A 26648-nucleotide genomic window follows, 5' to 3' on the forward strand; every position below is an offset into this window, starting at 1 on the left:
CCCTACTTTTTTGTCTGCTGACCAGAATTTTTATCGCGCCCCGTCACCGGTCCAGATCACTTTGCACGTTTTGAGCATAATCTTCAGTTCCAATGAAAAGGTCAGGTTGCGGATATAATATAAGTCAAACATCAGTTTTTCCCTCGGTGTCATGTCATATCCCCCGTTGACCTGCGCCCAGCCGCTTAATCCCGGCTTAACGGCCAGCCGCTCCGTAAACCCCGGAATCTCAGCCTGAAACTGTTCCGTAAACACGGGACGCTCGGGACGCGGGCCGATCAGGCTCATTTCTCCCCGAAGCACATTTACCAGCTGCGGCAGCTCATCAATACGGGTCCTTCTGATAAAAGCGCCGACCTTTGTCACGCGGGGATCCTTTTTCAGCGCCCAGACCGCCCCCGATTTTTCAGCATCTATTTTCATAGAGCGGAGCTTATACAAATAAAACGGCTTCCCGTCTTTGCCTACCCGCTCCTGCTTGTAAAAAGCCGGGCCGGGCGACTCCAAACGAATCAGTATGGAGAACAGGCCCATCACCGGAAGCGCCGCCAAAAGCCCCGCAAGCGCAAACACAATGTCCATGAATCGCTTAAAAGCCAAATAACGGGCCGTTCTTTCCGTAACGGCAGCGGAAGTCCCCTGCCGCACTGCATAGTTATTATTTACATTCATGCTTTTCTCTGCTCCCACTGACACACACCTCACGATTTGTTGGGATGTTTGATGACCTATGCCGTGAGTTTAGCAGATGGATGTTAATTGGAAGTAAAGGAAACGTTAATGTTTATTAGAATGTTTCGATTATTGTTTTTTTATTGTAAATCTATTCATATCCATATTTGAGACAAAGCATAATGAAAAAATAAAAAAACAGACCGGTATGAACCGGTCTGTTTCCATGAAAAAAATTATCTGAAATAGGAGGAAACGCCTTGGGTGATCCCCGCCGCGAGTCTGTCCTTTTTCGTTGATTGTTTTAGAATATTGGCATCAATCGGGCTTGTGACAAAACCGGTTTCTAACAAGACACTCGGCATTTTAGAATACTTAATGACGTAAAATCCGGCAGTTTTCACACTGCGGTCACGCGTGCCGAGAGCAGAAACCATTCTTGGCTGAATATTTTGGGCAAGCCTCAGACTGTTTGCCGATTGGTAGGTTTTATCATAATACGTCTCCGTACCGTTTGCACTGCTGTTATCATTCGCATTTGCATGGACGCTGATGAAAATATCGGCGTTCGCCTTCGCCCCTTTGTTCACTCTCTCCTCAAGCGAATCAAAGGTGTCGCCCTTTCTTGACATTACAGTAAGCGCGCCCGCGCCGTATAATTGATTGTTAAGACGCGTAGCGATATCAAGGTTTACATTTTTCTCAAGCAAGCCGTTTCCGGTTGCACCTGAATCCTGATAGCCGTGTCCCGGATCAATAAAGACCGTTTTGCCGACAACGGGATTTTTAAGCTGCGACGCGGCATTGTTGCTTAAAGATGAAGCACTTCCTATGACGGTGAAGCTGGTGATGTTTTTACTTCCGATATACGTCCGGACGTCTTTTGACAGACTGTCTCCATTCGTCAGCAGGTGAACTCTTCCCTGTTTGGCGCTCAGCACGCCTCCGACGATGGTATCCGCCTCTTTAAAGCCATTGGTAACAAACGTATAGCCTGTGCTTAAGCCTGTCTTTTTTGCAAGATTCACAGACAGGTTATAGCGGTTTTTGCCGCTGATTCTCGAAGGGTTCGGCAGCTTATTATAAAGTGAGCTGCTGATGCTGCTTGTCCCGCCGATGACAATCGTGTTTTTAATCCCTAAGCTTTTGATCGCATTGGACGCAGAACCATTTAACGTTGAATCATTAGTGAATAAAATCGGATATTTTTTAGCGGACGCATAAGAAATCGCAGCCATTCCATCCGCATCAACAAACCCGTTGACCACAAGGGCTGTAGAAGATCTTGTCATTTCACTCGCCACTTTTGCGGCTGTGGCATATCTCGTGCTCCCTGATAACCGTTTGACACTGATGCCTAATTTAGCAATTTGATTTGCGGTATTTTTCGAAACGGCAGGTGTGCCGCCTACGATAATCACATTTTTCGTTTTTAAATCAATTAATCCCTTTTTTGTGCCGGCAGACAGCTGATCTTTATTTGTAAACAGCAGCGGCGCATTTTTTTGATATGCAAGCGGCGCAGCGGCAATTGCATCGGCATATGAAGTTCCGCCGGTGATAATTACCGTTTTCGCTTCACCCCATGATTGTTTTGCCGCCAGTACAGCCGTATCATACCGGGTGCTTCCGCCGATCCTTTTAACCGTGTTGTCAGCCAAAGCGGAAGGGACAAATAGAATGACCCCGAGAATAAAGACGGGGAGACATTTTATGATGAATTTCAATCCGATCTCCTCCACAGAAGTTTAGTAGTTTGTAAGTGCTGTATTAGGATAATAGAACGCAAGAATAGAAGTATACGGCTCTCCGGCCTCCGCTCTTTCTTTTGCTCCGTATTGACTCATTCCTACGCCGTGACCGTATCCCTTTCCTGATATCGTGATTTGCGAAGAATTACCGGACGCACTGGCGTATGTGCTTTTAAAAGATGAAGCTCCGATCATCGTCCTAAGTTCAGACGCTTTCACCTCAACAGATGCAGTCTTGTTCATGACATAGCCCTTCGACTTGTCATTCACATGGTACGTGACCTTCACCGCGGCGTCTTCCGCGCGCTGGCCTTTTGTTTTTCCGGTGAGCGAGAGATCAGAGATACTTGCAATTTTTATGGAACTTGCATTGGTTTCTTTATTTTTCATCAGCCAATTTTTTATTCCGTTGAGCTGCGCAGCATTTGCTTCGTTTGTTTTAGACCACCAGGATGCGGGATTTTTCATATCCAGACCCGCTGGCAGCTGCTGCTTCTGCAATGTTAAAGACCAGCTGATTTCCGGATCTTTTGTGTCCTTTTTGGCTACTAAATACGGCACTTTCGATCCCCACACTTCATCGCCGGCTTCCATGTAACCGCCATTGCTTGATGAGTAAGTGGCATCTATCAATCTGCCGGAATAAGTGAGCACTTTCCCTTTTGTTCCGTTAACGGCTGCGGTGGCGTTTGGATACCAGCTGTATCCCCCGTAAACCTGAAAGGCCGTTGTATCCGCGACTGTTTGTCCCATCTTGCCGATAGAGTAGGTGCGGGCGGCAACAGCCTGGGCTTTCAGCGCTTCTGTCGGCCAGCTTCCCGGCATTTCATTCGGCAGGACACCTTTCAGATAATCCTCAAAAGGAATGTTTTCATTAACAGGTCTTACATATTTGCCGGATTCAGCAGTGAAACTCATATTCCCCAGATATGGCTTCCCGTCAATGCTGATTGTGTTTGCTGTTGAATATTTTTCAGGAACCGCCTTGAAAGACGTTTTTCCGCTGTTAATGCCTGCAACGCCTAATTTGCCGCCGGACGTTTCAATACGGTACGTCTTTCCGTTTACGAGATAAAACTCTTTTGCGTAAGCAGCCTTAACTGAATCGGCAATTGAATTCGCGCTGCCTATTAATGTATAAGAATAGGTGCCTTTCGTTTTAAAAAGGCCGGCCTCGTCGGCGGGTGTTTCGCTTTTTTTGATGTATACAAGCGGCATGTGATTTGCGGCGGCAATATTTGATCCGACTACGATGTCCGCTAATTTAGTCCCGTTGGCAGCCACCGTTTTGCTTGCATCCATGCCAAGCGAAGTGACTGCGTTTGCTGATATTTGATATCTGTTTGATCCGGTAATTCGTTTGGTGACCGAGGCCTTCTTTTTAATTTGATTCTCCACATCTTTGCTGACGCTTGAAGTGCCTCCCATGATGATCACTTTTTTAGGCAGATTGTAGCTCGGAAGGGAGTCTTTTTTCGTCAGAAGGATCGGATAGCCGTTTTGCGCGGCATATGGCGCGATTGCCAGCGCATCCGTATATACATCCCCCGTTACTACGACCGCCTGGTCATAGCTGCCCATTTCGGCCGCAATATTTTTGGACAGATCATATCTGTTTTTTCCGCTGATCCGTTTCGTACGGCCGTATTTCTTCAATGTCTTTTCCGCGGCTGACGAAATACTGTTCGTCCCGCCGATGATTAAAATATTATCCGGATTGAATTTCTTGATTTGCGCTTCTGTGCTGCTGCTCAGTTTTTTCGCTTCAGTCAGCAGAACAGGCGCTTTCAGTTTATTCGCTAAAGGAATGACGGAAAGCGTGTCCGCAAAATAAGCGTCCGTATTCACGACGACTACGTTGGACGGGTTTTTCCAATACTTAGATGTCGCGGCGTTAGCTGTATCATATTTGGACGCGCCTCCCAATCTGACAACGGAGGACACATCGCTTCCCGTCAGTTTATAAGTTCCTGAAGGTTCGATATTCAGAGTCGATTTATTACCAATATAATTCGTCAGTTTTACTGAGATATCAGAACTGGCCGCAAAAGTGCTTTCCGGTAATAAAGCCAGGCTGAATATCACAGAAAAACAGACAGCCCATATTGTTTTCTTCAATTTTTATCCCGCCTTTTGCTGATCATGGTGTATTATTTTGCTTTCTCGATTTCCTTGATCTCTTTTTGGCCTTTATCATTTGTGAAATAAGTAATGCTGACTTTGTCATTTTCGCTGAATTTATTCAGAACATCAGAGAAGTCATCAGAAAATTCAAAGCTGACGGGCTGATCATCCACTTTTACTTCAATTGTGTGCGTATCCGCCATACCGACATAATATGCCGTTTCTTTTTGAGCCTGGTTCTCCGAAGAACCGCTTCCCTTCTTTGATTGTTCCGCCGTTCCGCACGCTGCCAATACAACAGAAAAAAGCAGTATTAAGAACGAAGCTGCAATAGTTTTTTTCATTTTTTTCACCTCATCTTTATGTATCGTCTTATACTAACTTTTTTTTAAGGTAATTTTAAGGTCTTTTTGTAACCTTTTTTTTAAGAATTTCGTCTATTACATGGTTATAAGTAAAAATATGACTGGGTTTATAAAGATTAGTAAATTGCATCATGAAAGTTAATAGAAAAGGTGATGACAAATGAGAGCTGAACGAAAAAGAAAGAAGAAAAAGGTTCTTCTGACAATCGTAACAATCATCGGGCTGTTAGTTTTATCATCAGGAGGCTACGTCTACTACTTGTGGCACAAAGCGGCTTCAACGGTGGCAAGCATTCAGGAAGACTTAAAAAAATCGGACAAACGTGACACGGATATAGATCTCGGAAAGAAGGATCCGATTTCTGTTTTAATCATGGGAGTCGATGAGCGGAAAAATGACAAAGGGCGCGCGGACACGATGATTTATATGACCGTCAATCCTAAAACGAATACAACGGAAATGGTCAGCATCCCGCGCGATACGTATACGAAAATCTCCGGCAAAGGTACGATGGATAAAATCAACCACTCCTATGCCTTCGGCGGAACCCAAATGGCCGCGGATACCGTCGAGGTCCTGCTCGACGTGCCGGTAGATTATTTTGTGAAAGTAAACATGGAGAGCTTCAAAGATACCGTGGATACACTCGGCGGGATTACGGTGAACAGCACGTTCGCCTTCAACTACGACGGGCATTCTTTCGGAACGGGGAACATCAGCCTGAACGGCGAAGAAGCACTTGCCTACACCCGCATGAGAAAAGAAGACCCCCGGGGGGATTTCGGCAGACAGCAGCGGCAGCGCCAAGTGATTGAAGGGATTATTTCTAAGGGGGCAAACATCTCGTCTGTCACGAAATTCGGAGATATGTTTAAGGTCATTGAAAACAATATGAAAACAAACATGTCATTCGATGATATGTGGACGGTTATGACTGACTATAAAAATGCCCGCAGCAAAGTCACTCAGCATGAACTGAAGGGAACGGGAACGAGAATCAACAATATCTATTATTACAAATTAGATGAAGCAAGCCTCGCTTCAGTCAAAAAAGAATTAAAAGAAAGCCTGAAATAATAAAAAACTCTGCATATGATGCAGAGTTTTTTTTATTCTGTAAAAGGCTGCGGACGGGTTTTTCTATAGCCGTACCGATAAAGCAGTTCTTCCGCAATCCGTTTTGAGGCCGATCCGTCACCATAAGGGTTTGACGCCTTTGACATCCGTTCATACTCGGCCTGATCGGTTAAGAGCTGTTTTGTCAGCTGATACACCGTTTCTTCATCTGTACCCGCCAGCTTCAATGTCCCGGCTTTCACTCCTTCGGGGCGCTCGGTTGTGTCCCGAAGCACCAAGACCGGCTTTCCGAGAGAAGGCGCTTCCTCCTGAACCCCGCCTGAGTCGGTCAAAATGAAATTTGCTTTCGCAGCGAAGTTATGGAAATCCACGACCTCCAGAGGTTCTATTAAATGCACCCTGTCCGAATCAGCAAAATGGGCTTCTGCGGCCTCACGAACTGCGGGATTCAAATGAACGGGATAAACGACTTGTACGTCCTCAAACTCTTCAACGATTCTTCTGACGGCCTTAAACATCTGTTTCATCGGCCTGCCTAAATTTTCACGTCTGTGCGCTGTCAAAAGAATCATCCTGCTTCCTTCCAGCTTGTCAAAAATCGGATGAGAATAGTCTTCCCGCACTGTCGTTTGAAGCGCGTCTATCGCCGTATTTCCCGTGATAAATATAGAATCCGGCTTTTTATTTTCAGCAAGCAGATTCTGTTCAGCCTGGCTTGTCGGCGCAAAATTCACATCAGCGATCACGCCCGTCATCTGCCGGTTGATTTCTTCAGGGAAAGGAGAGTATTTATTTTGCGTACGCAGACCGGCTTCCACATGGCCGACGGCGATTTGATGATAAAAGGCGGCAAGGCTTCCGGCGAACGTTGTCGTCGTATCTCCGTGGACCAAAACGATATCTGGTTTTACTTCTTGAAACAGCTTGTCCAGTTTCAGCAAAGCATGAGATGTAATTTCTGAAAGCGTTTGACGCTCTTTCATAATATTCAAATCAAAATCAGGCGTGATGCTGAATGCTTCAAGCACTTGATCCAGCATCTGTCTGTGCTGTGCGGTTACAGTCACCAGCGAATCAATTTCCTGATATTTTTCAAGCTCTAATACGAGCGGAGCCATTTTAATTGCTTCAGGTCTTGTACCGAATACGGTCATTACTTTTAGTTTTTTCAACGGTTTGTCTGCACCTCGTTTTATATGTCGGATATCCCTTCATGTTAACATATTTATGCCGTTTCTTAGATATTGTAAAGCTTAATGGCAAACAAAGCAAAAACCGTTACAAGACTCTTTGAAAGCGGATTAAAAGGTGTGAATTTTAATCAATTGTGGTAAAGTGGAAAAAGACTAGGTTATAGTTCTGAAAAAAAGATTTTGCAGAAACAAGGATGGTGTTATTCAGTGAAGAAAGTACGCAAAGCCATTATTCCGGCAGCAGGTTTAGGCACTCGTTTTTTGCCGGCCACAAAAGCAATGCCTAAAGAAATGCTTCCAATCGTTGATAAGCCGACAATTCAGTATATTATCGAAGAAGCTGTCGAATCCGGCATCGAAGATATTATTATCGTAACCGGAAAAGGAAAAAGAGCAATAGAAGACCATTTCGACAATGCCCCTGAACTGGAACGCAATTTAGAAGAAAAAGGGAAAATCGAACTGCTTCAAAAAGTGAAAAAATCGTCAAATATTGCGGATATCCACTATATTCGCCAAAAAGAGCCAAAAGGACTCGGTCATGCCGTTTGGTGCGCACGCAACTTCATCGGCGATGAACCTTTCGCCGTTCTTCTCGGCGATGATATTGTCCAGGCTGAAAAACCGGGACTTCGTCAGCTGATGGATGAATACGAAAAAACATTGTCTTCCATCATCGGTGTTCAGCAAGTTCCTGAAAGCGACACACACCGCTACGGAATTATCGATCCGTTAACAAATGAAGGCCGCCGTTACCAGGTCAAAAATTTTGTAGAGAAGCCTGAACCGGGCACAGCTCCTTCCAACTTGGCTATTTTAGGAAGATACGTTTTCACTCCTGAAATTTTCATGTACCTTGAACAGCAGGAAGTCGGTGCAGGGGGAGAAATTCAATTAACGGACGCCATCCAAAAGCTCAATGACATTCAGCGTGTCTTCGCTTATGATTTCGAAGGAAAACGTTACGATGTCGGTGAAAAACTAGGATTTATCGAGACGACGCTTGAATTTGCCTTACAGGATCAGGATATCCGCCATAAATTAATTCCGTTCATGAAGGATCTTCTTGAAAAAGAAGAAGCTGACGAATAGAAAAAGCTGCCGAATCCGGCAGCTTTTTTTATGTGATCTTTACTTTTTAGACGTTACCGTCAGTGTCTTATCAGCATTGTTCACAGAAAAAGTATATTCCTGGTTTTTAAGCATGAGCAAATTCTGATTGATTTTGCTGCCGCCTTTTTCACTTAAAGCTGAGATGTCTGCAGGACGCGATAAATGAAAAACCACTTCGGAGACTGTATCATTGTCAATCACTACATCCGTTTTTGCATCGGATGCTTTTAATACGTTCCGTCCGTCAGCCGTTTGTCCCGCAGCTGGATTTTTCAATTTACGCTGCACATCGTCCCGGCTTTTATTGAGATATGAGAGAAACTCTTCTGCTGTTTGGCTTGATAAACTGCCGCTGAAATCATTCAGCTGAACATCCGTCTTTTTTAAAGCGTTCACTTTATATAGATCAGTCTTTTTCATAAAGTACTCTTTATCGTTTAATTTCACTTTAGCCGCCTGGTTATTCTCGGCTTCTATCTGCACCTTCGTACCGAAACTTACACTTGCGGAGGCTTTTCCTTTTATATCTTTTTCAGTGTAAAGGTCCGCCTTTTCAGCTTTTACCAAAGCAGGTTTATTCACAGACTCATAAAGGCCGGCATCGCTCTGTTTGACGTCACCGAAAGATGTGATCGCACGCAGAGGCTTGTCTGAAAACATCGAAGCGCCTGCGCCGACAGCCAGCAATGCAAGCAGCGTAATCTGTATCGTATTGGCAATGAATTTAGGCTTCGCTTTCTTTTGCTGCGCCTGAGTGATTTTCTGTTCCTCGGCTGCCCGCGTTCTGCCTTCAATCTGCTCGTTTTGATATTTCTTTTTTTCTTTCTTTGAAAGCTTGTTGAACCAATCCACAAAAGCTTTATATTCTTTTACAACGGCTTTCGTTTCGTCGAACATACGCATTTCGCCGTAATGCATCCAAGCCACCCGGTCACACATTTTCTCAATCTGTCCGATGGAATGACTGACGAAAAAGATCGTTTTGCCGCGTTCTTTAAATTCCGTAATGCGGTCCACACATTTCTGATAGAAAGTCTGGTCCCCTACTGAGAGCGCCTCATCAATAATAAGGATGTCAGGGTCCATATGCGCCGATATGGCAAAACCGAGACGGGATTTCATACCGCTTGAATAGCTTTTAACAGGCTGATCTATAAAGTCGCCGATATCCGCGAATTCAACGATTTTTTCATAAAGCTCGTCTATCTGCCGATTGTTGAGACCCATCATCAAGCATTTTAAACGGATGTTGTCCTTGCCGCTTAATTGATTGTTTAATCCGGCAGAAATCGCGATTAAAGACGGCTGCCCGTTCATATCAATCTCACCGCTTGTCGGCGGAATGATCTTTGCAAGCAGATTGGACATCGTTGATTTTCCCGAGCCGTTGATACCTACGAATCCGATCGTTTCCCCTTCATAGACGTCAAAAGAAACATTTCGGACAGCGAAAAAACCTTTTTGATTTCTGTTTGGGAAAAACAATCCTTTAATTTTGTCAGACTGTTTTTTATATAGAAAATACTGTTTTGAAACATTTCTGAACGAAACTTTTAGTTTCATCGTATAATCTCCTTACTATATTAAAGAAAGTCAACAAACTTATCTCTGAATTTCATATGAAGAAGTGAACCGACTGTTAACAGCAGCAGTGTGACGAACCAGAAATACAGCGTGTATTTCACATCGTGGAAAAACCACTGCCCTTCCATAAAGCTGTCTCTGAAGCCCTCGATAATATAGAAAAGAGGGTTTAACTTCAAGATGGTCAAAACTTCAGGTCTGTTTCCAAATTTCTCCGCAATGTCCCAGAAAATCGGCAGAAGAAAAAAGAGAAGCCTTGTGACGGCTTGAAGCAAAAACTGATAGTCCCTGATTAATACGCTGATGGTTGAATTAAACAGGCCGAAAGCAAACATAAAACTGATCATGCAAAACAAGTAATAAATATATTGCAGCCAGTGAAGCGTCGGAAACAGTCCGTTGCTCAGCAGCACAATAATATAAATCGCCATCATCACAAAGTAACTGAATAAATTCGATGCTATCACTACAGAAGGCAGTGAACTGATCGGAAAGTTCATTTTCGACACTAAATTTATCCGTTTAAAAACGCTGTTAGATGCATCCAGTATCGTCGGACTGATAAAGAACCAAGGAATTAAGCCGGCCAGCATCCAAACGATGAACGGTACGCTGTCTCCATTTCCAAGCACCATATCATGTCCGCCGCGAATCCCGAGACCAAATACGAACCAGTAAGCCAGCATTTGAATCATAGGGTTGAGAAACTGCCACAATATACCCAAATAGTTCACTTGATACTTTGATTTCGTTTCGTACACTGCAAGCCGCATAATCAGCGGAAATGAGTTGAATTGCTCTTTCAGAATTTTTACCAATGCATTCATTCTAATCTTCCTTAGTCGTAAGTTTTAGGTAATAGCTTTGACTTACAAAAGCACCGCTCATAATTGTAACAGATTACGATGTATTTTTCACTTCATAACAAGCCTGAGTCCCATGAGCGCAACATGCCGTCACTTAAGCAAAAAAGCATAATTAACATGGTTAAATTATGCTTTTTTGCACTTATTTACTTGTCCCCGAAAATCACTTTTACGGCTTTTTCAGACGATTCTCCGGTTTCTAAATAACAGAACTTCTCGTAAAAAGGCCCGAACGAATCCGGAAGCTTATAATCATCTGATTCCGTTTCATTGACCCATTTGATAACGTCACCTGTTTCTTTGACAAGCGGGCCGGGCGCTTCTTTTTCAAAGTCAAAGTAAAACCCTCTGAGTTTATCCCGGTACGTTTCGATATCAGGCACATAAAACAGCATCGGTCTTTTCAGATTCGCATAGTCAAAAAAGACAGAGGAATAGTCCGTTATGAGTAAATCAGAGACCATATACAGCTCACGGATATCTTCGTAGCTGGAGAAATCATACGCAAATCCTTCATACGGTCCGAGATCAAAGTTTTCCGCCACAAGATAATGCATCCGTAAAATAATGACATAACGGTCGCCGATCGCTTCTCTCAATTGGTGAAGGTCTAAATCAAGGTCAAACTTGTATTTTCCCTTTTTATAAAATTGGTCATCCCGCCATGTCGGTGCGTAGATAATCACTTTTTTATCTTGCGGAAGATTCATTTTTTCTTTCAGCGCTTTAATGACAGAAGGGCTGTTATCCGTCTGAAGGAAGTCATTCCGCGGATATCCCGATTCAATCATGGTTTTATTAAACTGAAACGCCCGGGCGAATATTTCGGTTGAATATGCGTTCGGTGAAATCAGGTAATCCCACTTTGAAGCCTCTGTCGTAAAGTTGCGCTTGTATTTTTCAGTGTTTGTTCCGGGCATATGCACTTCATCCATATCTACGGCAAGGCGCTTTAAAGGCGTGCCGTGCCATGTCTGGACATATGTCGTATGCTCAGGTTTCGGAATCCACAGCGGCATACGGCTGTTGACAACCCAGTACTCGGCTCTTGCCATGGCAAACAGCCATTTGAACGTGAAGCGTTCGATATAAGGAATCCCTTTATCTTTAAATGTCTGTGAGTAAGCGGGGTTTACACTCCAGCAGAGACGGTATTCCGGCATCTCTTTGCTCATGTATTCATAAATCGCCCGCGGGTTGCAGCTGTACTGTTTTCCGGCAAAGCTTTCAAACATGACAAGTTTCTGTTTGACAGGCAGTTTTCCTGCAAATCTGAATCCTGCTTTGTAAGTGTTCTGTATTCTTTTCTCAATGAACTTTTTCAGCTTATTCTTTCTCTTGCGTACAAAGGAAGCGCCCCGTTTCAGCTTTCCTTTCACAAAATACTCCACGCGGGTGCTGAAGCTGTAATCGTTCATTCTCAGGTGGAGATTTTTCGTTTTCTTTTTCGTGAAAACGTGAAATCTGGCAGGCCCTTTTTCCGTTTTCAGAACCGTGAATTGGTTAGGGTTTACATGTTCAGATTTCAGAACCTTTAACGGTTTGCTGTTGGTGATAACCTCTTCACCTGTCCCGGCATCTTCAAAAATGAATTGAATATGGAATTGAAAGATGAGCTGCTGATTCAATTCTTTATAAACGGCATTCAAATCAATTTTTGTATCAAAGCCTATCGTGTCAAGCATCGTTGTGTCCTGAACATATTCATCAAGGTCGTGTCTCGGCACGTCGTGAAGCGGATACTTCAGAATGAGAGGCTCCTCTTCTTTTCCTTTTTTCATTTTCAGAATCAGGTTTTTTTCTTTTATCTTTAAGGTTTCTGCCGCATTCAGCCGGAATGCAAAACCTTTCAGATGTAAGCTGCCGTCAGATTCGAGCTCCATTTCATCAATCCGCGTGACGAACTTTTTCTGCAGCAGCTTTAAGGAGAAATTCCCTTTCTTCGTCGTGTAAGGGAAAAAGTACATATGATGAGCCTCATCTTTATAAGAAGACAGTTCAATAGGTTCAAGGCTGGATTTTAACCGTTTTTTACTGATATCACTGTCATCATTGATAAAGGAGACATAGAAATCCAGACATCCTTTGCCGTCCGTATGGTCAGAAAGCAGATCCGTGCTCATGACAGCATGGTACTCTCCGCCCTCTCCGGCCAACCGTTTCAGAGGGACGGAAAGTTCCGCTTTTGTTTTACGATTTATAATCTGAAGAGAAGGCTCTTCCCCTGCAGTGACATTTTCACAGGATATCGTAATGCTGAATGTCTCTTCCTTTATGTTAAGATGTTTTAACTTGTATCTGACAGGATTTTCTATACCCATAAAATAAGTCTACTCCTCTGTTTCAATTAAACATATCCAATCACAATCATCATTTTGTTACTTTCAGTGAAAGGTTCTCCTTCACCGTCCGGTAGAATTGATATTGCAGTCCGTTCGCTTCTGCCGTCACCTTTTCACCGTCTTCTCTGTTTAACATGACACGTTCATAATCGTTATAAATGACATACATAATATAACCGCCAAGTCCGACTTTTTCAATGTCACTTAACGGGATTTCAAGGACGTACCGCCCGTCTCCCAGTGACTGAACCGGAAACTGGTGGTGTACTTTCATGTTATCTCTGTGCTGAAACTGAATATATTGGGCATTATTTCTGTCCTGTCCGAACAAGCGGAACGTAACGGTGAATTTATGATCGGCGAACACCGCGCTTTCCGTTTCTCCGTGCATGCGAAGTTCGACCAGTTTATTTTCTTCATCCGTCAGCGGGCTTTCTAAATAAGCCAGTCCGTCTTTCGTCACGATGTTTTTATCGGGCTCTTTTTTGGACCAGCGGAACAGCTTTTCGACCTCATCATACCGTTTTTGAGTCAGCAGACGGTAGGCTGTTTTATGAATCGGATGAAAAAATGTCTCGGAAATATCGTATTTCGTCTTCTTTAACACATTCAGAATTTCATTGAATTTATTGTAGTAGGCTTCTTTGTTTTCGCTTTTCAGGAAGTGCATCCGATCGAAAAGCCGCGTAATGGAATCGAATTCAATCAGGCGGTTCATCGCCATCTTCTCTTTTTCAGTATCTAATTTTTTGTTCAGAATATACTTCATTACGGCTATGTTCGTGTCGGTTTTTTCCATTATATTGGTCTGCTTTGTCAGCGACTCATTATTGTCCATTCTGTTCAGATAATAGACCGGTTCGGTTGACGTTGAAATATCTCCGCACGCCAAAAGAACATCCATAAAAAATTGCTTATCTTCAGCAAATTTCATTTCCGGATATCTGATATCGTTATCTTTTAGAAATTGTAAGTTCATCATTCTTGCCCGCGGGCCCAGATGATAGAAAATATGCCGGATTGAAAAAGGCGATACCTTCGCTCTGTTCAGCGAAGACTCATGTTTCCCGATCGTTTTTTGACCGTTCACCTGCATTTCGATCGTTTTTCCGACCGCATAATTTACATGATCTCTTTCAAGCATGTCGAATAAGATTTTAACCCCGTTCGGCGCAAACCAATCATCCGCATCCAAAAATGTAATGTACTTCGCATTTGCCAGCTCAATTCCCAAGTTTCTCGGATAAGCCGGAGTTCCCGTGTTGTCTTTCAAAAAGACGACTGTAATATTTTCATACAATTCGGCGTACTCAGTCAGGATGTTTCTGGAATCATCAGTAGAGCAATCATCTACCAGAATTAAAGAAATATGCTGAAAGCCGATGTTTTGAAGGATCACAGAATCAACTGTTTTCCTTACATATTCTTCTGCATTATAAACAGGAACGACTACCGCTACCTTCTTCTCTTCCGCCAATGCTTCTTTGTTTAAAATGGTATATTCGCGTTCTTCTATGGACGGCTTGGACTCTTTTTTATTCAACTTAAAAAAGTTACTAAGATTCATCTTTAAATTCTCCTCTTATTGTCTAGCTTTTTTTCAAAAGCGCATAACAAATATAGCGAAAATAACCTTATATTACAAGAAGTACTCCCTATCCGGAGGGAGTACTTCTTTATCATCTGTATATCCTAATGTTTCAATTACACCCCGGCAATTTCTTTTTTAATCTGTGTGGTGGAAATGCCTTCGGTTCTAGGGAGATAGATGACTTCGCATTGATCTTTAAGGAAATCGAATTTGCCTTCCCAATCGTCTCCCATTACGAACACGTCGATGTTGTGATCCGCTACGTCACGTACTTTTTGATCCCAGCTGTTTTCCGGAATGACTTCGTCGACATAACGGATCGTTTCCAGAATCAGCTTTCTGTGTTCATAGCTGTGGTAGGCCTTTTTTTGTTTTTGCAGGTTGAACTCGTCTGTTGAGATGGCAACAACTAGGTAATCTCCAAGCTGCTTTGCGCGCTCAAGCAGTTTAATATGACCCCAATGCAGTAAATCAAACGTTCCGTAAGTAATGACCTTCTTCATGAAACAAAAGCTCCTTTCTATCATCATACGTATAACAAGCAACTGCCCTGAAATGCTGCGCAGCTGTATCCTTAATCACTAAAGTGCCAATTTCGTACTCATGGAACCTCATTATATCACATAGCCCTGAAAAGGTTAAGCTAATGTAAAACGAAGTTAAATTCCACTTATTAACAAATGTTATTGCAATAGGAGTTTAGCAGGGTTTTTGCGCGGTTGATTAAAGAAATTGTTATCTTATTTATATTTTTGTAAAACTATTGTTAAGTTTATCTGAAGGTATTATGTTAAAATAAAGCTTAGCTTAAGTCACGAAAAAATGAAAGAAAATCCCGTACAAAAAGGAGGACGGCAGATGCAGACTGAAATGGTGCACAACCTTTCTTATGTTAATGGAAATTTACAGGAGTTTATTTCATATTTAGACACTTATTATATCGCACAAAAGCAAGGAGCCGTCATTGCGACGGTCAACCCTGAGATCGGATACGCTGCGGCGAAAGACAAAGGTTATCATCAAGTCATTTCTTCCGCGGATTTCGTCCTGCCGGATGGTATCGGCGTCGTGTTAATGTCACGTTTGACGCAGCACCCGCTGAAATCAAGAATTGCGGGATTCGATGTGTTTCTGTCGCTGCTCGGTCTCGCAAACCGGCAGTCTAAAAAAATATTTTTATACGGAGCTAAGCAAGACGTGCTTGACGCCGTTTTGAACCGGATCGGCAAAGAGTATCCGAATATTGAGGTTGTCGGAGCCAGCAACGGTTATGAAGCGGATAAACGCTTCGTCGCCAAACAGATTTCCCGGGCGAAACCCGATCTCGTGTTTGTCGCCTTAGGATATCCCCATCAGGAACAATTTATTTATGAATACAAACATCTTTTCCCTCAGGCTGTATCGATCGGTTTGGGCGGAAGCTTTGATGTGTTCAGCGGAACGGTGAAACGCGCCCCTGAATGGATGATCAAAACGAATCTGGAATGGCTGTACAGACTGGTGACGAATCCGTGGAGATGGAAAAGGATGCTGAACATTCCGAAGTATGCTTTTACCGTTTTGAGAAATAATAAATCAAATAAAAGCCTGTATTCCGAGCAGGCAGAAGATCAAACGAAACAGCTTTAAACAAATAAAACAGCAAAAGAGATTGGTAATCTATGAACTTGCGATCTTTATTCGCCGCTTTTTATTCTATATATCTGTCTGTTCTGGGCGTTTTGTTCAAGCCTGTAAAGCCCAAGAACCATCTGACCCTGCTGGTATCTTTCGAAGAGAATGCACAGGCTCTCATCCGTTCTTACAAAGCGCACGCTGAATCGCTTTCTTATGAAGTGACGGTTTTGTATACGAGACACGCCGTCAGTCTGAAAAAAGAGCTGGAAGGACTCGGCTCTTTTTATCTGAACGAAAAACATCCGCTGCATCTTTTGAAGGCGGTTTTGATCCTTTTTAAGAGCAAAGCGGTGATAACAGATAACTATTTCCTTATGACAAGCGTCTTAAACCGCCGGCCGCAAACGACATGTATTCAAGTGTGGCATGCGAACGGCTCTTTGAAAAAGTTCGGCCTTGAGGATGTGACGAATCAAAACCGTCCGGCATCAGATATCAGCCGTTTTAAAAAAGTGTACCGCTCGTTTGACTTTGTCACCGTCGGTTCAGACGCGATGGCTGACGTTTTTAAAAAGTCGTTCGGCATACGGGACGGCCAGCTGTTAAAAACGGGTGTCCCCCTGACTGACGTCTATTATGAAGAACACAAGCCCGAACCGAAGCACAAATGGCCGAAAAAAATCATCCTGTACGCACCGACATTCAGGGATTATGATATGCAGTCCTTTCGGCTGCCATTCACCGAAGAACAGCTCACAAACGCGTTAAACGGAGAGTATATGCTGCTTGTAAAGCTTCACCCTGCCGTTTTGCATCATATTTCGGCTTCGTTTGAAAGCGAATTGATCAAGAACGTGTCTGACATGCGTCTTCATGATCTCTTGAAAGCGGCTGATATTTTAATTACGGATTACTCTTCCGTGCCTTTTGAATTCGCGCTCTTAAATAAACCGATTTTCTTTTTCACGTATGATCTGGAGGAATATGATCGAAAACGCGGTTTAATCGACAATTATACTTCCGTCATTCCCGGAAAGGCTTGTCATGACAGTGAAGCTCTTTTGAAGGAAATGACGAAAAAGCCATTTGATGCAGAAGAAATGAAGCGGTTCTCGGACAAATGGAATATGTATTCAGATGGGAATTCGAGTGAAGCGTTATTGAAATTTGCGGAAACAAAAATGAAAAATTGTGCTGAAGCACCTGCCTGAATCTGAGGCGGGTGTTTTTTGCATGAAGAAAGGGCTGAAGCATACACTTCAGCCCTTTTTTTATACTTTCATATACACGGGAACATCATAGTAAAGCGTATAATCATCCAGCAGTGAGTATAAGCTGTACATGCGGTTTACCTGCTTATACGCCCAGCCGATGTCTGTCGCATACTGATGAGCCGCGGCTGAAGACCATCTCATTTTATACAGCGTATCCTGCTCGTATGAAGGATTGTGAATATAAGACGCACCGATAAATTGGGCTCCGCCGATAATCGCGGCTTCCGGAGTAAACCAGCCTTGCTTATACGCGTATTGTGCGCCGTAGTAATTCGGGTTGCTGTCATAAGCCCCGATGCCGTACATGTTGTAAACCTTTTTACCATTATACATAATGCCGTTCGCAAGCTCTGACGTGCCATTGCCCGTTTCAAGCAAAGCATGCGAAATCAAATACACTTCATTGATGCTGTATTTGCCGGCGGCTGTAATAAAGGCCCGGCCTTTCCCTGTCAGTATTCCTTTATTGACCAGCACTTTTTGATTCAGTTCCGATGCGTTCAGTCCGGCTGTCTGAGAGAGCTTCAGAAATTGAAAGTAATACTTGCTGTCTTGTGCGAAGTGAGCCGGATTGACGTACTGCCCGACTTCGTCACTGCTGGCGTTTCTCCAGCCCATGCTGAGTTTGGCCCAGCCGTTTGTCTGGCCTGTGATGCTGACTTTATCGCCTTTTTTCAACTGCCCGATAATATTGCCGGAGCTGACTTCCGGGGTTGACCGGACGTTCAGGACATCGGCTGTGACCGTTCCGGAGGCCGTATTGATGTACGTAAGCGATGCATAAGCCGCGGCATCAGTCTGCGGGCTGACTGTCATTTGTTTTTTGACCATATCTGCCAGCGAGATGTTGTAATTGGTGTTCATGATTTGCGGTCCGTTTTTTATTTTCAGAATAGCCATCGTCCATCCGTACAGCTTTTTCAGCTTTTGGGAGGCGGCGTCCGCTGACTGCGCTCCCGTGAATTGATTGCGAATGCGGAGTTCATAAATCGGATGGCTTTCACTCGTATAGCCGGCCTGTAATTGTTTGGCGCTGAAAAAGCTCATGCTTTTATTTAAAACGGTTTTACTGCTGAATTTTTCGGTTTTGATGACGTATTGTGCAGAGCCGGTTTTCCCCGTCTCCTTCACAGTGCCGGCCGCTTTGTTTTGCTTGAAAAAAGCAGTCACGCGGTCAATGTCTTCCTTCTTAAGCAGCGGTGCCGTTTCAATTCTGAATTGTGTATACGCCGCTTCACCTGTTTTCTGTGCGGAGGCGGATACTTTTTTCCCTTTGAAAAAATCCAGCGATTGATTGATCTTTGCCGTATCAAGCAATGATTCGGTTGTGACTTGGTACGTTGTGTCCGTCTGCTTGGATATCGTTTTTGAAATGGCAGTCAGTTTATATCCCGCCAGCAGATTCAATCCTTTTTTTATCTTCGACTGGTCTGCCGTCTGCTGAGAAAGCAGCTGATATTCGTTTTCTGCTGTTTTTCCCGCCGCTGTTCTTGCCGTCTTTACATGCTGCTGGCGGAAAAACGCCTCCGTTTGTTCTGCCTTTGCAGCGGTAAGCTGCCCTGCCGTGATCCGGTAAACGGACACTGATGCTGTCTTTTTGACAGGCGATGCGTCGCAATGCCATTTTTTCTTTTTAAAGAAAGCTTGCACGCTTTGCAGCTGTTTAGCCGTCAGTCCGCTCATCGCGACCGTGTAATTATTCTTCTTGCCGGCTTTTTGATAGCTTCCGCTGACACCCGTATTCTTCTTGATTTGGGTGATAGCATTTTGTACGGCGCTTACTCCGTTAAAATATCCTGACTGCACGTTATACACGGTTGCTGTTTTGCTTTGGGCATACTTTTGAACGTTCCCTTTGACGCCTGTTTTCCGCTGCAGCTGTTTCGCTAAACCTGCCGCATCAGTTGCATTTGAAATGCCAGAGGCTGTCACGGTGATATTCGGACTGGCCTTTGCCGTGACTTTCAGCGACGACTGCAATCCTGTTTCCTTTTGAAAATCAGTTTGAATTTGAGCGGCTTTTTGATCGCCGGAGATTGTTCCCGATTGGATCTGAAACCGGGCTGTTTCCCGTTTGATCTGACGGTATGACGCTTTCACGCCCGTCTGCTTCGTCAACGCTTGCGAGAGCGCTTTTGCATCCGCATCGGCCGCCATCTCAGAAGTCACGACCTGCATATACGGCTGTTTTGTCCCCGCCGGCTTGACGGCGCCGGTCACGCCCGTTTTTTTCGTCAGTTCGGCAAGAAGATTTTTCGTCTGCCGCTCGTCTGATAGAACGCCTGATGTGACGGTCACGTACGGCTGTTTGCTTCCGCTTGCGCTGTAAGTGCCGGCCACGCCCGTCTGCTTCGTAAAGTCTTTCAGCACGGTTTTCGCATCCGTTTCATCGTGTAAGCCTGAAGCTGAGATTTGATAAGTGAGCGGCGCATTTCCGGCTTTCTTTGCGTCAGCCTGCCACCCCGTATCCTTTTTCAATTTCGCTGCCGCTTGAAGCGCCTCGTTCTCAGAAGCAAATTGCTGCTTCGTTTCCAGCTCGTAAACGGAGTAGTCGCTGTATGCGGCCTCGGCGTGCTGTGTAACGGTGCTAAAGACAAGGAAAACGGCGGACAATAACATAGGTGCAACGAATCTCTTTTTCATTCCTTCTCCTCTTTCTGATTCAATTGGTTTCTATCAAACTAGTTTATTTATCGGCCCGCTTTCTTCATTTTTACAGAGAGAAATCATCCAATTATCCAAATAAAAAAAACTTAATCCCAGAGCTGGGATTAAGTTTGGTTTTATATATGAGAAACGATGATCGTGCAATCTCCGTTTATCGTAAAGTCAGGCATCTGATCCGGCAGTATGAAATGCGCGCCTTTTTCAAGCTTGGCGGACTTGCCTTCAAAGATGATGGAGCCGCTTCCTTCTGTGACGCTGCACAGCATAAACGGAGCGTCCTGGGTCATTTCCGCCGTCCCGCTGATATCCCATTTGTATACAGAAAAATATTCTCCCTGCACAAAGGTTTTAATGGTGATGCCTTTTCTCGTTTCAGTTGATTCATCCAAAAATCCGTCCACATGAGGAACGGTGGCGGCGTTGACGGCATCGCGGATATGCAGCTCACGCGCACCGCCGTTTTGATCTGTACGCCCGTAATCATATATTCGGTAGGCGGCGTCTGAATTCTGCTGTATTTCCAGCACGAGCGCCCCGGCGCAAATGGCATGGATGGTTCCGCTCGGCACATAATAAAAATCGCCAGGTTTGATCTTCACGCGGCGCAGCAGGCCTTCCCAGTCACCGCTGTTAATCATGGTGACAAGTTCCGCTTTCGAACGGGCCGTATGACCATATATGATTTCCGCATTTTCTTTACAGTCAATAATGTACCAGCACTCAGATTTCCCCGTTTCGCCCTGTCCATGCTCCTCGGCGTCATAATCGTCAGGATGGACTTTAACGGACAGATGATGTTTGGCGTCCAGTATTTTCGTCAGCAGCGGAAACCGGTCCCCTTCCGTTCCGCCGAATAACTCTCTATGCTGATCCCACAGGTCCATCAAGGTTTTCCCTTGATACGGACCGCTTTTGACCGTGCTCATTCCGTGCGGATGGGCTGATATCGCCCAGCATTCGCCGGTTGTTTCTGAAGGTATGTCATATCCGAATCGTTCGCGTAATAACGTGCCGCCCCATATTTTTTCTTTACATACAGGCTGTAGAAAAATCGGCTCTTGCGTCATGTTCGTTCCCCTCCCCTTAAAAAGCGGCTCATATCCCATTCCCCCTGTGTCTTTTTTAAAACACGGAGGGAGCCGCGGTTAAAAACAATATGTATAAAATGGCTGACCTGCTCATTATACCATTCGGATGGGGCGGAATGCTCAGTCATTTCCTATTCCAGAATAAAATGCCTTGTTTGTCGCAAATTAAAATAACTGATGGAAAGGGGGGAACATTATGACGATACATGCGGAGCTCGGCAAAAACCTTGAAGCGCTGAAAAAACGGATCGGCCAAAGCGATGACATGATGTTTTATTCGTTTACGTACGGAAACGGCAAATGTGACGCCTGCCTTATATATATAGACGGACTGACCGACAATCAATTGCTTGCGGAATATATTATTTCGCCCGTGCAGGCGGCCGCCCTGCATCAAGAGGAACCGGCTGAAATACCGCCGTCATCCATCTCTTTCGGCTATCGTCACACCCGGCTTTCTTCACTTAAGGACGCGGAGGCAGACATTTTTTCCGGCAAATCGGTTTTGCTGGCGGAGGGATGGGAGGAAGCCCTTTCGTTTGAAACGGAAACATTTAAAATGCGTGATATTGAAGAACCGGCTTCAGAAGTGCTTGAACGGGGGCCTAGGATAGGTTTTGTCGAAAAGCTCCGAACGAACACGGCGCTTTTGCGCGAGCAGTCCGGTGATCCCAACCTCCAGATCAAAGAGATCACACTCGGCGAACGGACAAAAAAGCGGATCGCCGTTGCCTACATTCGGGATATTGCGCCTGATGATGTTGTAAAAGAAGTGATGAAAAGACTGGATTCGATCACCATTGATGACATTCCGGAATCAGGAACGATCGAGCAGCTTATTGAAGATAACACGTATTCCATTTTCCCGACCGTCTTGACGACCGAACGGCCCGACCGGGTTATGGGCGCTCTTTTGGAAGGAAGGGTCTCCATTCTTGTAGACGGAACGCCTTTTACCCTTTTGGTGCCGGCTACCATTGATGAATTTATCCACTCACCTGACGATTATAATCAGCGGTGGGTTCCGGTTAACTTTCTCAGGCTGCTTCGGTATACATGCATTTTAATCACGATTTATTTACCCGGCCTTTACATATCGCTCGTTACGTTTCACACGGGGCTTTTGCCGACGAGAATGGCGGTGACGATTGCCGGAAGCAGATTGAATGTTCCGTTTCCCCCTTTTGTTGAAGCGTTTATTATGATTTTTACGATTGAGATGATCAGAGAAGCCGGACTCAGGCTGCCGAAGCCGATCGGACAGACGATCGGCCTGATCGGGGGCGTGGTGATCGGGCAGGCCGCCGTTCAGGCGAACATCGTCAGCGCGATGATGGTCATTATCGTATCCGTTACGGCATTGGCTTCTTTTACGGCGCCCTCCTATGCGTTCAATTTTCCGCTGAGGCTCATCCGTATTTTTTCGATGATTTTATCGGCGATTTTAGGTTTATACGGACTGATCATGTGTTATCTGCTTGTCGTCGGCCATCTGATGCGCCTGAAAAGCTTCGGCCAGGACTATCTTATTCCGATCATGGCGCAGCCGGGACAGGACTTAAAAGATACGATCGTCAGACTGCCGACGCCTCTTTTGAAAAAACGGCCGACCAGAAAAGAGACGAAAGATAAAATCAAGCAAAGGTGATCACCATGAAAAAACCGGAAGACAAGCTGTCGTTTATGCAGACACTTCTCATGGTAAGCGGAACAATGATCGGAGCGGGCGTGTTAACACTGCCGCGCTCCGCCGCAGCAGCGGACAGTCCGAGCGGATGGATCATTATTCTTGTGCAGAGTCTCGTGTTTATCGGCATCGTCCTGCTCTTTATGCCGTTTTTGCAGAAAAACAGCGGGGAAACCATTTATGAGCTGAATCAAAGCATTATGGGACGCGCCATCGGTTCTCTTCTGAATTTATTCATCAGCTGTTATTTTGTCGTCACCGTCTGTTTTCAAGCCCGTTTTCTCGGTGAGGTCATCAATTACTTTTTACTGAAAAATACGCCGATGGGTGTCGTCATATTCATCTTTCTGGCGGTCGGCATCTACCATGTGACCGGCGGGGTGTATCCCATTTCAAAACTCTATGCTTATCTCTTTCCGATTGCGATCGTCATTCTGATTACGCTGCTCATATTCAGCCTGAGACTGTTTAAACTGGATTTCATCCGCCCGGTCATGGAAGGAGGCTACAAAAGCTTTTTTGAGCTGTTTCCGCGTACCCTTCTGTATTTTTCAGGACTTGAGGTGATTCTTTATCTGGTGCCGTTTATGAAAAATCCGAAGCAGGCGAAAAAGGCTGCCGTCTTCGGCATCGCATGCGCAGGCTTATTTTACAGCTTTACGCTGCTTGTCGTAATCGGCTGTATGTCGATCGCTGAAGCCAAAACGGTGACATATCCGACCATTTCCCTGATTCACGCCTTGGAAATCCACGGTATTTTCATCGAAAGGTTTGATATCTTTCTTTTAATTACGTGGACTTGCCAGCAGTTCACCTGTATGCTCGGTTCTTTTAAAGGAGCGCATCTCGGATTAAACACCATTTTCAGACTGAAAAATAAAAACAATGCCTGGCTGCTGGGGGGCTTATTGGCAGTGACATTCGGCCTTTCAATGTACCCCGATGATATCAACAGTGTGTTTGCATTCGCGAATATTCTCGGATATGCGTTTTTTGCCGTCATTATGATTCCTTTTCTCATCTGGTTTGTCAGCTGGATGAAAAAAATAGCCGGGAGGAAACAGACGTCATGACACATTTCGTAAAATGGGCGGCGGCGCTTTTCATACTGATGACGCTTTCAGGGTGCTGGGATGCGAAGGAAGTCGAAAAGCTATCTTTCGCCCGGGGGCTGGCGATAGACGAGACGAGTGACCGCCGATATAAATTAACCTATCAAAACCTGCTGCCCCAAAGTGAAAACAGCCAGGCTTCCGGCCGGCCCGTGTTTGTCAATGTGACGTCGCGGGGGGATACCATTCTTGAAGCCGTCAGTGAAGTCGCTTTAAAAGATCCGCCCGTTTACAGCGATCATTTAAAAGTGCTGATATTCAGCGACAAATTGCTGGCCGACCAAAATATACTGCAGATGATGAACCATTTTATCCGTGATGATGAATTAAGGCGGAGCAGCTATCTCTTCGCGGCAAGAGGCAAAGCGTCCGATATTCTGACAGAGCCGACGCCGAATCAGCAGCAGCCCATGCCCGCGGAAAAGCTGATCGACCTTACGAACAACGGCGGCTACAACGGGAAGATTTTAAAACCGCTCCGAATCGGGAGAGCTTCGATTTACTGCCATAATAAACTCAGTTTTCTCATTCAGGCCGTCAGCAATCAAAAAGGAAAAACGGTGTATGACGGAGCGGCCATTATCAAAAACGGAAAACAAAACAGATTGGCAGGCTTTCTGTCATCATACGAAGTACAAAGCCTGAATTGGCTGACGGGGACGATACAGGGCGGCGTGCTGCCCGCTTTGGATAAAGGAGGGCACCCAATTACCTTCGAGATCAAAAAATCAACATCCTCCATCACCCCCCTGCTGAAAAACGGGAAGCTGTCGTTTCACGTAGCGGTGAAAACAAAAGGACTTTTGTCAGAGGATCAATATGCCGGAGAAGATTCATTCGATCAGCACTATTTAAACGGGCTGGAAAAGGTTTTCGAAAAAAAACTGAAAAGCGATATGAAAGAAGTCATCGATAAGCTGCAGAATCAATATGAAACGGACCCTGTCTTCTTTTCTGACAGAGTCCGCATTCAATATCCCGACTATTGGAAGAAAGTGAAGCATCACTGGGATGAAACCTTCTCCGAAGCGGCCTTTGACTATGATGTTTCCATTCAGATTACCAACTTCGGAACGATGGGGCGGTAGCCTTCAGCGTGTTTTTTCGACACGAAGGAGAATCTGATAAATCCGGCTTTGTTCGGGCAGCTGTGTCACCGGAAATTGCATCGATTGCGCCATTCGTGTGATTTCCTGTAAAAACAGCTGCACCCGCTCATCCACGTGAACATACGTATAGGACTGCTTTTTCACGTCAAATGTCTCTTCCGGAAAGAGCGTGCGCACCGTCTGCGGCGTAAAAAACCGCAAGTGGGTGCGGTCGAGAATCCCGGCGTCTCTGTATGTCCAGTCCCCGAGCAGCAGCGGGAACAGCGCTTCGGCGTGGGAAATATTCGGAATGCTGCAAACGATTGATCCGGCAGGCGACAAATAGGATGAGTACGTTTCAATGACGCGCCACGGGTCTTTTAAGTGCTCAAGGATGTCCGCGAAAATGATGCAATCAAAAAAGCCTTCCGGATAAGGCAGCTTCACTTTTTCGACATCTTCCTGCAGCACCGCTTCATAATGTCCTTTTGCCGCTTGCGCCGCCAGCGGGTGCAGTTCTATTCCGTACAGTTCGCAAGGCTGTCTGTTTTGAAGTTCCAGCCCCGTAGCTCCCGCACCGCAGCCGACATCAAGTATCCGTTTCGACTCCCGGGGAACGAGCTCCGCAATTTCCGGTCTCGGATGAGTAAAGTACGTAAAATCAGTGCCCCATTTTTCCGTAAAACGCTGGCGGTTCTCCGAATATAACTGATTGATATTGATATCCTGATTAGCCGTAAACGTCGCATGCCCGTGGTGATGCACAAAGGCATCGAGAGCGATGTGCAGGCTGTATCCTTTTTGCAGGGCGCGCAGACATAGGTCATCATCTTCAAAAGAACCGTATCCGAATTGCTCATCGAACGGGCCGATGTCTTCAATGACGCTTTTTTTCACCAGAAGACAGAAGCCGACAAGGCGCAGCACCCGCTTTGTTTGATGCTTTTCCCGTGCGCAATACGCCTCCGCGAATGACTCCAGCTCATCAAGCGATTGATACGCGTCATGGATCATTTGCGCGCCGCTGACATAGTTGCTGACGGGCCCGACCATACCGTTTTTTTCAGATTGATACAGCACCCTCAGCATGGAGGTGAGCCAATTTTTCGTGACCATCGTATCGTTGTTCAGAAACAGCAGATTTTCTCCCCCTGCCGCTTCGATTCCCTGGTTGCACCCCTTGGCGAACCCGAGGTTTTTTTCATTAAGGATGACTTTGACGTCAGGCAGATTTGATATGTATTCTCTCGTTCCGTCTGAGGAACCGTTGTCAACTATAATCAGTTCAATCTTATCTTTGTCGGTGTATCGTTTAATGCTGGCCAGACATTTTTTCGTCAGCTCAAGTTCATTATATGTAAGGATAATAATACTCGTTTTCACCGGCATCCCCGCCTTTATCGTGACTTTATACAACGTATGACATATCCCCGTCA

At 45.0% G+C, this 26648-nt stretch carries 20 protein-coding genes; 7 read left to right on the plus strand and 13 right to left on the minus strand.

Going from position 1 to position 26648, the window contains the following annotated elements; genetic code table 11:
• Nucleotides 1-30 precede the first annotated feature (30 nt).
• The 4 genes from L3V45_RS16910 to L3V45_RS16925 all read right to left on the minus strand — a co-directional run bounded on the left by L3V45_RS16910 (nucleotide 31) and on the right by L3V45_RS16925 (nucleotide 4891).
• Nucleotides 31-690, minus strand: coding sequence for an exopolysaccharide biosynthesis polyprenyl glycosylphosphotransferase (locus L3V45_RS16910; RefSeq protein WP_003151373.1), 660 nt, complete (start codon nucleotides 688-690; stop codon nucleotides 31-33).
• A gap of 218 nt (nucleotides 691-908) precedes the next feature.
• Nucleotides 909-2399, minus strand: a complete 1491-nt coding sequence (locus L3V45_RS16915; RefSeq protein ID WP_210601992.1) for an N-acetylmuramoyl-L-alanine amidase — start codon at nucleotides 2397-2399, stop codon at nucleotides 909-911.
• A 21-nt stretch (nucleotides 2400-2420) separates the two neighbouring features.
• A complete protein-coding gene (locus tag L3V45_RS16920; protein WP_003151371.1) occupies nucleotides 2421-4541 on the minus strand; it encodes a SpoIID/LytB domain-containing protein in 2121 nt (706 codons plus the stop codon).
• 32 nt (nucleotides 4542-4573) lie between these two features.
• On the minus strand, nucleotides 4574-4891 hold the full coding sequence (locus L3V45_RS16925) for a hypothetical protein (RefSeq protein ID WP_003151370.1): 318 nt from the start codon (nucleotides 4889-4891) through the stop codon (nucleotides 4574-4576).
• A 181-nt stretch (nucleotides 4892-5072) separates the two neighbouring features.
• Here L3V45_RS16925 and tagU point away from each other — a divergent pair, with 181 nt between their 5' ends.
• Complete coding sequence (gene tagU / locus L3V45_RS16930; RefSeq protein WP_236837121.1) at nucleotides 5073-5990, plus strand: polyisoprenyl-teichoic acid--peptidoglycan teichoic acid transferase TagU; 918 nt, start codon at nucleotides 5073-5075, stop codon at nucleotides 5988-5990.
• 32 nt (nucleotides 5991-6022) lie between these two features.
• Here the strand turns inward: tagU and wecB are convergent, their stop codons facing one another.
• The gene (gene wecB, locus L3V45_RS16935) at nucleotides 6023-7162 is read right to left on the minus strand and encodes a non-hydrolyzing UDP-N-acetylglucosamine 2-epimerase (protein ID WP_015387618.1); all 1140 of its coding nucleotides are present in this window, start codon (nucleotides 7160-7162) and stop codon (nucleotides 6023-6025) included.
• 228 nt (nucleotides 7163-7390) lie between these two features.
• Here wecB and galU point away from each other — a divergent pair, with 228 nt between their 5' ends.
• Nucleotides 7391-8275: a UTP--glucose-1-phosphate uridylyltransferase GalU gene (galU, locus tag L3V45_RS16940; RefSeq protein ID WP_003151367.1), complete on the plus strand. Its 885-nt coding sequence runs from the start codon at nucleotides 7391-7393 to the stop codon at nucleotides 8273-8275.
• Between the two features lie 39 nt (nucleotides 8276-8314).
• On the opposite strand, the gene tagH is transcribed toward galU, so the two are convergent.
• From tagH to tagD, 5 genes are all read right to left on the minus strand, one after another.
• Entirely contained in the window at nucleotides 8315-9859 is a 1545-nt protein-coding gene (gene tagH / locus L3V45_RS16945; protein WP_003151366.1) for a teichoic acids export ABC transporter ATP-binding subunit TagH, read from the minus strand.
• Nucleotides 9860-9879: 20 nt separating this feature from the next.
• On the minus strand, nucleotides 9880-10707 hold the full coding sequence (locus tag L3V45_RS16950; RefSeq protein WP_003151365.1) for an ABC transporter permease: 828 nt from the start codon (nucleotides 10705-10707) through the stop codon (nucleotides 9880-9882).
• A 185-nt stretch (nucleotides 10708-10892) separates the two neighbouring features.
• Entirely contained in the window at nucleotides 10893-13067 is a 2175-nt protein-coding gene (locus L3V45_RS16955) for a CDP-glycerol glycerophosphotransferase family protein (protein ID WP_014305938.1), read from the minus strand.
• Nucleotides 13068-13116: 49 nt separating this feature from the next.
• A complete protein-coding gene (locus L3V45_RS16960) occupies nucleotides 13117-14655 on the minus strand; it encodes a glycosyltransferase family 2 protein (protein WP_014305939.1) in 1539 nt (512 codons plus the stop codon).
• A 137-nt stretch (nucleotides 14656-14792) separates the two neighbouring features.
• The gene (gene tagD, locus L3V45_RS16965; protein ID WP_003151361.1) at nucleotides 14793-15182 is read right to left on the minus strand and encodes a glycerol-3-phosphate cytidylyltransferase; all 390 of its coding nucleotides are present in this window, start codon (nucleotides 15180-15182) and stop codon (nucleotides 14793-14795) included.
• A 355-nt stretch (nucleotides 15183-15537) separates the two neighbouring features.
• On the opposite strand from tagD, the gene L3V45_RS16970 reads away from it, so the two are divergent.
• Together L3V45_RS16970 and L3V45_RS16975 are read left to right on the plus strand one after the other, a co-directional pair.
• Entirely contained in the window at nucleotides 15538-16308 is a 771-nt protein-coding gene (locus L3V45_RS16970; protein ID WP_003151360.1) for a WecB/TagA/CpsF family glycosyltransferase, read from the plus strand.
• A 32-nt stretch (nucleotides 16309-16340) separates the two neighbouring features.
• Nucleotides 16341-17507, plus strand: a complete 1167-nt coding sequence (locus L3V45_RS16975) for a CDP-glycerol glycerophosphotransferase family protein (protein ID WP_052586782.1) — start codon at nucleotides 16341-16343, stop codon at nucleotides 17505-17507.
• A 60-nt stretch (nucleotides 17508-17567) separates the two neighbouring features.
• Here the strand turns inward: L3V45_RS16975 and L3V45_RS16980 are convergent, their stop codons facing one another.
• On the minus strand, nucleotides 17568-20213 hold the full coding sequence (locus L3V45_RS16980; RefSeq protein ID WP_103695181.1) for an N-acetylglucosaminidase: 2646 nt from the start codon (nucleotides 20211-20213) through the stop codon (nucleotides 17568-17570).
• Nucleotides 20214-20353: 140 nt separating this feature from the next.
• On the minus strand, nucleotides 20354-21304 hold the full coding sequence (gene manA, locus L3V45_RS16985) for a mannose-6-phosphate isomerase, class I (protein WP_003151356.1): 951 nt from the start codon (nucleotides 21302-21304) through the stop codon (nucleotides 20354-20356).
• Nucleotides 21305-21521: 217 nt separating this feature from the next.
• On the opposite strand from manA, the gene L3V45_RS16990 reads away from it, so the two are divergent.
• Genes L3V45_RS16990 through L3V45_RS17000 form a run of 3 tightly spaced genes read left to right on the plus strand, consistent with a single transcriptional unit; the run spans nucleotide 21522 to nucleotide 25212 of the window.
• A complete protein-coding gene (locus tag L3V45_RS16990; protein ID WP_003151354.1) occupies nucleotides 21522-22973 on the plus strand; it encodes a spore germination protein GerBA in 1452 nt (483 codons plus the stop codon).
• Nucleotides 22974-22978: 5 nt separating this feature from the next.
• Nucleotides 22979-24085 carry a GerAB/ArcD/ProY family transporter gene (locus L3V45_RS16995; protein ID WP_052586787.1) on the plus strand — a complete coding sequence of 369 codons (1107 nt, stop codon included), beginning with the start codon at nucleotides 22979-22981 and terminating at the stop codon, nucleotides 24083-24085.
• Entirely contained in the window at nucleotides 24082-25212 is a 1131-nt protein-coding gene (locus tag L3V45_RS17000) for a Ger(x)C family spore germination protein (protein ID WP_015387612.1), read from the plus strand. Before L3V45_RS16995 ends, L3V45_RS17000 begins: the two co-directional genes overlap by 4 nt.
• Before the next feature lie 3 nt (nucleotides 25213-25215).
• On the opposite strand, the gene L3V45_RS17005 is transcribed toward L3V45_RS17000, so the two are convergent.
• Nucleotides 25216-26628 carry a glycosyltransferase gene (locus L3V45_RS17005; RefSeq protein ID WP_236837122.1) on the minus strand — a complete coding sequence of 471 codons (1413 nt, stop codon included), beginning with the start codon at nucleotides 26626-26628 and terminating at the stop codon, nucleotides 25216-25218.
• Nucleotides 26629-26648 lie beyond the last annotated feature (20 nt).

Source organism: Bacillus sp. R45 (assembly GCF_021729365.1).
Taxonomy (GTDB): domain Bacteria; phylum Bacillota; class Bacilli; order Bacillales; family Bacillaceae; genus Bacillus; species Bacillus velezensis.

Excerpts from the sequence above, each read along its gene's own strand:
- L3V45_RS16975 (WP_052586782.1), top strand. The coding sequence starts at position 16,341 with ATGAACTTGCGATCTTTATTCGCCGCTTTTTATTCTATATATCTGTCT.
- tagH (WP_003151366.1), bottom strand. The coding sequence starts at position 9,859 with ATGAAACTAAAAGTTTCGTTCAGAAATGTTTCAAAACAGTATTTTCTA.
- L3V45_RS16995 (WP_052586787.1), top strand. The coding sequence starts at position 22,979 with ATGAAAAAACCGGAAGACAAGCTGTCGTTTATGCAGACACTTCTCATG.
- L3V45_RS16955 (WP_014305938.1), bottom strand. The coding sequence starts at position 13,067 with ATGGGTATAGAAAATCCTGTCAGATACAAGTTAAAACATCTTAACATA.
- manA (WP_003151356.1), bottom strand. The coding sequence starts at position 21,304 with ATGACGCAAGAGCCGATTTTTCTACAGCCTGTATGTAAAGAAAAAATA.
- L3V45_RS16970 (WP_003151360.1), top strand. The coding sequence starts at position 15,538 with ATGCAGACTGAAATGGTGCACAACCTTTCTTATGTTAATGGAAATTTA.
- tagU (WP_236837121.1), top strand. The coding sequence starts at position 5,073 with ATGAGAGCTGAACGAAAAAGAAAGAAGAAAAAGGTTCTTCTGACAATC.
- tagD (WP_003151361.1), bottom strand. The coding sequence starts at position 15,182 with ATGAAGAAGGTCATTACTTACGGAACGTTTGATTTACTGCATTGGGGT.
- L3V45_RS16990 (WP_003151354.1), top strand. The coding sequence starts at position 21,522 with ATGACGATACATGCGGAGCTCGGCAAAAACCTTGAAGCGCTGAAAAAA.
- L3V45_RS16925 (WP_003151370.1), bottom strand. The coding sequence starts at position 4,891 with ATGAAAAAAACTATTGCAGCTTCGTTCTTAATACTGCTTTTTTCTGTT.
- L3V45_RS16960 (WP_014305939.1), bottom strand. The coding sequence starts at position 14,655 with ATGAATCTTAGTAACTTTTTTAAGTTGAATAAAAAAGAGTCCAAGCCG.
- L3V45_RS16980 (WP_103695181.1), bottom strand. The coding sequence starts at position 20,213 with ATGAAAAAGAGATTCGTTGCACCTATGTTATTGTCCGCCGTTTTCCTT.
- L3V45_RS16950 (WP_003151365.1), bottom strand. The coding sequence starts at position 10,707 with ATGAATGCATTGGTAAAAATTCTGAAAGAGCAATTCAACTCATTTCCG.
- L3V45_RS17000 (WP_015387612.1), top strand. The coding sequence starts at position 24,082 with ATGACACATTTCGTAAAATGGGCGGCGGCGCTTTTCATACTGATGACG.